We start from the raw sequence: 6,273 nt of genomic DNA, 5'->3' as shown, positions 1-6,273 counted from the left end.
CAATAATGCCTGGGCGAACCACCGGTTGCTCCGCGCGTGCGCCGAGCTGAGCCAAGGCGAATTTGAGGTCGAGCGGACGGGCTTCTTCCCGAGCCTACAGCGGACGTTGAACCATATTTATGTCGTTGACCTCTTTTACGTCGATGCACTCGAGGGCGGATGGCTTGGGCCGAAGGCCTGGGAGGATCCGATCCCATTTCCAGCTCTTGCAGGGCTCTCGGAAGCTCAAGCATCGATGGACCGCCGCTTCATCGGCGTCTGCGATGCCCTGACACCCGCCTCGTTGAACGAAGACGTGCGGATCAATCGAGATCCCAGTGTCCAGATAGAGCGACGCGACCGGCTGCTGATGCATCTCATTCAGCATCAAATTCACCACCGTGGGCAGGCGCATACGATGTTATCGGGAACGCGCGTCAAGCCGCCGCAGCTCGACGAGTTCTTTTCAACTGCCGAAGCGCCGTTGAGGGCATCCGAGTTTGCCGATCTGGGCTGGACGGACGAAACCGTTTGGGGGCCACCCAACTGAGCGCGCGCGCTACCGATTGCGGTTCCGACCTGCTCCGACCGAGGCGAAGACAACTTCCATCAGCCATGCAACGCCGGCGTCCTTCATCGCAGCCTTGGTCGCGATGGCGCAGATCGTATCCGGCTTACGGGCGAAAGGCAGCTCGACGAACATCAATCCGAAATGCCCGGCGTGCTGCTGCATCAGACGCCGCGGCAATGCAGCGATCAGTTCGGACCCTGCAAGCTGGACCAGCGCCATCATAAAGTTCGGGACAGTCAAGGCAATGCGGCGCTTGAGACCGCGCTTTGCCAACATCTCATCGACGAAGCCGCGTGGCTCACCGCTGAGAGACACCAGCAGATGCTGCGATTGCGAGAAAGCCGCGGGTGTCGGAGCTCTGGCGAAGGCGTGTCCCTTGCGCATGGCCAGCACGAATTCCTCGTCGTAGAGCCTGCGCGCCTCGAAACGCGGCGATACCGCCGGCAGCGGCAGCATCGCGATGTCCAGCTCTCGTCTTTCGAGCATCTCGAGGCACTCGTGCCAGGGTTCGCCGATCGCGCCGCCGCGGGGCGCGGGCATCACATGGATCAATCCGATGTCGATGTGGGGCGCCCTGCTCGCGATCGAACCGAGTAGCTGCCCCGTTGTCGAGGCGAGAACAGCATCGGGTGCGCCGATCGTAAAGCGGCGATGGCTTTTTGCAGGGTCGAATGGTCTAGCCGAGCCAACCAGTTGTTCGACGCGCGCGATGATTTCGGCGATCGGGTGGTCAAGCTCCAGGGCCCGCTCCGTTGGAACGACGCCCTTCGGCGTTCGCAGGAACAGCGGGTCGTTCAAAACAAGGCGCAGCCGGCCAAGCGCGTGGCTGACAGCGGACGGCGTCAGGTTCAGTCGCGCGGCCGCGCGCGCGACATGGCGTTCTTCCAGGACCACGCGGAAGAGCACAAGGAGATTTAGTTCGACCCTGGATAGATCAATTTGGTTCAGCATATTGCYGAAATCATATCGCTGGATTCATCGAGATCAAGGCCTCATGGAATGCGTAGATCGTGCAATCAGGAGCTTCGAAATGATCAGAAAGGCGAAAGGGGTGAGCAAGGGCCATGGCTCGCCGGACAACCGGGACTCGCCGCACAGGATGTCGAGGCGCTCGATGATGATGGCAGCGGCGGCAATTCCTGCTTCCGGTCAGCTTCCAGCCAATGCAGCCGCCGGGGACGACGCGACAGCCGGTCTCATCAAGCTCGCCGGCGAGAAGAATGCCGCTTTCATGCGTGGCGACATGGGCCGCTGGTCGCAGCTGGTCCGGATTGCCCCGGATTTCACGCTGATGCAGCCCTTCGGTGGCCCTGCCAGCTTCGGATTCGACAACAGCCCAAAACGGCTGGCTGACCTGGCGCAATATTTCAGGAGCGGGGAAACCGGACTGGAGGTCTTGCAGACCTATGCCTCGAACGGGCTCGTTGCGCTCGTCATGATCGAACGCCAGCGCGCGGAGGTCGGCGGCCTGCCTGCCCAGGACTGGTCGCTGCGCGTCACGGAGATCTATCGCAAGGACAGCACGGATTGGCAGCTGGTACACCGCCATGCAGATCCGCTGGTCCGGCGCATTTCCTTGCAGCAAGCGGCGATCCTCGCCCGAGGCTGGGCGGAGTAAAGGCGATGTCTTTCGCCCTCCGGAGGCGGCCGGCCTTGCGTGTCGAACTCAGAACGTCATCCGCATGCCCGCATAGAACGCACGGGGCCTTGCCGGGCTCAGCGAGCGCGGGTCGGTGAATTCCGCACCGCCATTGGTGAAGTTGGGCAAGGCCTCCCTATCGAAGAAGGTGCCAAGGGTCGAGTAGCGGTTGTCGAAGATGTTGGCGACGCGACCGTAAATCTGCAGGTTCTTTGTGATCTGGTAAGAGGTGTGGAGATTGAACACGGCGTAGGACGGCAGCTTCGGAAACTGGTTGGACTCGTCGCCGACGAAATACTGGCTTGAGACAAAGAGCGCGTCACCCCCGACCTTCCAGACATCGGTAACCGCATATTCGATGCTTGCCTTAATAAGGTGGCTAGGGAGGCGCGGAATGTGATTGCCCGGCAAGACCTGGATGTTGCCGGCGTCGGCGAACGGGCTCTCTGAGCCAAGCGTCAGCGCGTCGAGGAAGCGCGCGTCCAGGAACGCATAGCTCGCCTGGAACTGAAGCACATTCGACTTCAGGCTCACCTCGGCTTCGATACCCTGCCTGCGCGTCCGGCCGACGTTCTGGAAAAAGCCGAAGCCAGTCAGGCCCGGAATTGGGGTGGCGAGGATGTCGTCGTAGTTGGTGGCACGGTAGGCACCGATTTTCCAGCCGAGCGAGCCGATGTTCAATTCCTTGGTGCCGCGGAAGCCCGCTTCGAAGGTCTTGGATACGACTTGCTGCAGTGAGGGGTCAGCGATCAGGAACTGCCCGATGATGCATGGCCTCGCCGGATCGGCGCAGCCGAGCTCGAGTGGCGTGGGTACCCGGTTGGCTTCGGAATAGCCCGCATAGGCAGTCACTTCAGAGGTGATCTTGTAGGTGCCGCCGATGATCGGATTGAACCGATCATAGGTATGATCGCCATTGAGTGCGGTGCCGAGCTGGTCCATCAGCGTGACACGGGCCGCATTGAATCGCCCGCCTGCCGTCACCGCAAAGCGATCGTCCACGTTGAACGTGTCAAGCGCATAGAGCCCGTGATATTGGTTGACGGTGCGAAGCGACACGGGACCAACCGATGTCGGGTCACCGGAGGGACCCAGGAATATGCCGCTGCCCGTGACGACATAGTTCGTGCCTATGGTTCCTAATTCAGCGCTGCCGGTGAAGCGCGTGCTGCTGACATCATAGCTCGCGCCAACTACGAAGCGGTTCTCATGACCGAACAGCTGGTCGGTGTTGGTTGCCTGACCGGATACGCCAAAGGTGGTCGATTTCGTGCTGGTGCGATCGATCTCGCTGAGGATGGCGTCTGGCGCAAAGGTATTGGCGAGCTGAACGCCATTCAGGCCAAAAGCCGGGACCGTATCATTGCCAAAGCACAGGAGCGTTGGATCGGCACATGCCTGGGCGTCGGTCGGGTTTCCGTCCACGGTGCTCTGTTTGAAGCTCCGCAGATGCGCCGTGCCCTCAAAGGTCCAGGTCGGCGTCGCCTCCACCTTGCCGGTCAGGTTGAGATAGCCGACCTTGTTGGAGATGGTTTGCGGCGTTGTGTAGGTCGCCCCCCAATATTGCTGGAGCAATTCGGCCGGAACAGTGCTGGGTCCCGCCAGGGAATTGTTGGCGACGCCGCCATTGAGGTGAAACTCGTTGCCTTCGAAACGATACCCGACGTCGCCATAGAAGCGCCGGACATCCGATTGCGAGAAATTGCGGAAACCATTGTCGTGAACGCCTTCGAGCGCTCCGTAGACCGACCAATTATTGTCGACCTGCTTGCCCCATTGTGCGGAGCCCTGGATGCGGCCGAATGAGCCGCCCATGATATCGATCTCGGCCCCTTGATAGTTGAAGCCGTTCTTCATCTGCAGATCGATGGCACCGCCGAGGGCATTGAGGCCGTATGCCGGATTGTTAGTCACGACCAGCGCCGATCGGATCGCGGCCGTCGGGATCAGATCCCAATTAACAGTGTCGGAAAACGCCTCGTTGATGCGTACGCCGTTCTGGTAGACGGCGAGGCCCTGCGGCGTGCCGGCCAGAGGTGAAGCGACGAAGCCGCGAAACTGCACATCGGGCTGGAATGGATTGCCGGTCACTTCATTGATGCTGAGACCAGGCACGTACTGCTGCAGGGCAATGGCGATATCCGGCGAGGCGGTACGCCTGATCTGGCTGGCATCAACCGCATTGATCGCGGACGGCACCTTGTCGACATCGAGACCTCGGCCGGTGCCCGGTGAGGTCGGGTAGACGTAAAGGCGTGTCTTCGGAGCGGCGGACGCCGGCGCCCCTACCCGTGCGACCGGCCGCGTTGGCGCACTGCGCCTCACGGCCGACGGCGGTGGTGCCGTGATCTCGACCGCCGGCAGATTCTGGACGTTGGTTTCCTCATCCTGCGCGGCTGCGGCGGGGCCTGCAAGGACCAAGCCCGACACCAGCCCCGTCGACACCGAGGCTATCAACAAACGACGCTTGAACCAAAGAGGCTTGCCCATCCCTGCCTTCCCATCCGTGACCACCGGCTGTTTTGATTTTCGCCGTTTGGTTGAGATGAGTGTATTCGGCGGCAGTGAGTCCGCCAGCCACAAAAGGTCTGGCACTATCCGCACCCGTTTTCCCGACCAAATCGGGAATTTTTCCCGATGCAATCAGGACGCCGCCGTCGGAACCAGCGCCTCCACGGTCAAGCCGCCGTCGCCGGAGACGACGTTGAGCGTGCCGCCCAGCGCCAGAATGCGCTCGCGCATGCCGACGAGGCCGAAGCCGAGCTGCTGGCCCGGCTCCATGCCGCGGCCGTTGTCGCTGACCCGCACGCGCGCATAGCCGCGGCCGCCGGCCTGCTCGACGGGCTCGATCACGACATTGACCGACGTCGCGCCGGCGTGGCGGAACACGTTGGTGAGCGCCTCCTGCACGATGCGGTAGATGGTGAGGTCGGCCGTCTCGCCGGTGACCCCGAGCGTAGCGGAGATCACGGTTTCGATCGCGACGTCGGGATGCGACTCCCGCCACAGCCGCGAGAGCGATTCCAGCGCCTGGCGCAGGCCGAGCTCGGCAAGGCCGACGGGCCGGAGCCGCTCCAGCACCCGGCGCGTGAACTGCTGGAGCTGGTTGATCTGTTCCAGCAAGGCGCTGCCGTGCTTCCGGACCGAGTCGGCATTCGGCGCGCGCCCGTCCGCGAGCTTCGCCAGCGCGCTCGCATGCGCGCGCAGCGAGAACAGATACGGCCCGAATTCGTCGTGCAGCTCGCGCGCGATCTCCTTGCGCTCGACGTCCTGGAGCGACACCGCGCGCTCGGCCAAAAGCCGCTTTTCCTCCACCGCCTCGCCGAGCGCCGCCGCGAGATGATTGAGCTTGCCGCAGATCGCGGCCAGCTCGGGCGCACCGCCCGGCGTGGCGCGCGCGTCATAATGCCCGCCCTCGATCGCGGTCATCGTCTGCGCCAGCGACTGCAGCGGCGCGAGCGCGCGGCCGACCACCGTCATCATCACCAGGAACAACGCGAGCGCGATCACCGAGCCGACCTCGAGCTGGGTCACGATGGCGTCCCAGATCTCGGCGATCTCGTCATCGGGATGCGCGGTGATCACCAACGAGCCCGGCTTGCCATGGACCGAGACCGGCACGCTCACCGTGGTCTGCTCGGGATGAACCAGGCCGACGAACCAGGCCGGCGGTCCGCGCGCGTCGTCGTCGGCAGGCCGGGGCGGCGTCAGCGGGTTACCGCCGGCGTCCTGAAGCGCGATGCTGACATGGCGCAGGCGGCTCAGATCGCGCGCGATCTGGTTCAACCTGGCATCCGGATCGGGCGCCTCGTTCAGATCCGCAACGATCATCTCGATGAATTCGCGCGCAAGCCGGATCACGCTCTGGTCCTCGGCCTGCACGCGCGGCCCGGCTTCCGCGACCTGGCGGCCGATATTGACGGCGAGCCCCAGCGCCAGCAGCAGCGCCAGCAGAAGGTTGATGCGCGCGCGCAACGATAGATTTTGCCACATTGGTGCCGCCCGTGCCTCGCGAAGGTTGGCCCGCGCCTGTCCGATGACGTTGACAGAGGCGAAGCGCCCGATATCTAATCGAAAGCGTACA

5 protein-coding genes are annotated in these 6,273 nt (G+C 63.1%); 2 read left to right on the top strand and 3 right to left on the bottom strand.

The features are described 5' to 3' along the window. Positions 1-529 (top strand): DinB family protein (locus tag AC1DW2_RS26290; protein WP_477007442.1); only part of this gene is annotated, 529 nt, incomplete at its 5' end. A 9-nt stretch (positions 530-538) separates the two neighbouring features. Here the strand turns inward: AC1DW2_RS26290 and AC1DW2_RS26285 are convergent. Further along, entirely contained in the window at positions 539-1,501 is a 963-nt protein-coding gene (locus AC1DW2_RS26285) for a LysR family transcriptional regulator (protein WP_085405688.1), read from the bottom strand. Positions 1,502-1,580: 79 nt separating this feature from the next. On the opposite strand from AC1DW2_RS26285, the gene AC1DW2_RS26280 reads away from it, so the two are divergent. After that, entirely contained in the window at positions 1,581-2,168 is a 588-nt protein-coding gene (locus AC1DW2_RS26280) for a Cif family virulence factor (protein WP_245344288.1), read from the top strand. 48 nt (positions 2,169-2,216) lie between these two features. Here the strand turns inward: AC1DW2_RS26280 and AC1DW2_RS26275 are convergent, their stop codons facing one another. Both AC1DW2_RS26275 and AC1DW2_RS26270 read right to left on the bottom strand, forming a co-directional pair. Continuing rightward, entirely contained in the window at positions 2,217-4,679 is a 2,463-nt protein-coding gene (locus tag AC1DW2_RS26275) for a TonB-dependent receptor (protein WP_354098258.1), read from the bottom strand. 153 nt (positions 4,680-4,832) lie between these two features. Beyond that, positions 4,833-6,182 (bottom strand): histidine kinase, encoded by a 1,350-nt coding sequence (locus tag AC1DW2_RS26270; RefSeq protein WP_085405686.1) that lies wholly within the window; start codon positions 6,180-6,182, stop codon positions 4,833-4,835. Between the last annotated feature and the right edge of the window lie 91 nt (positions 6,183-6,273).

It is taken from the genome of Bradyrhizobium sp. P3_C3, assembly GCF_056402655.1.
This window is presented reverse-complemented; position numbering and strand designations above follow the sequence as displayed.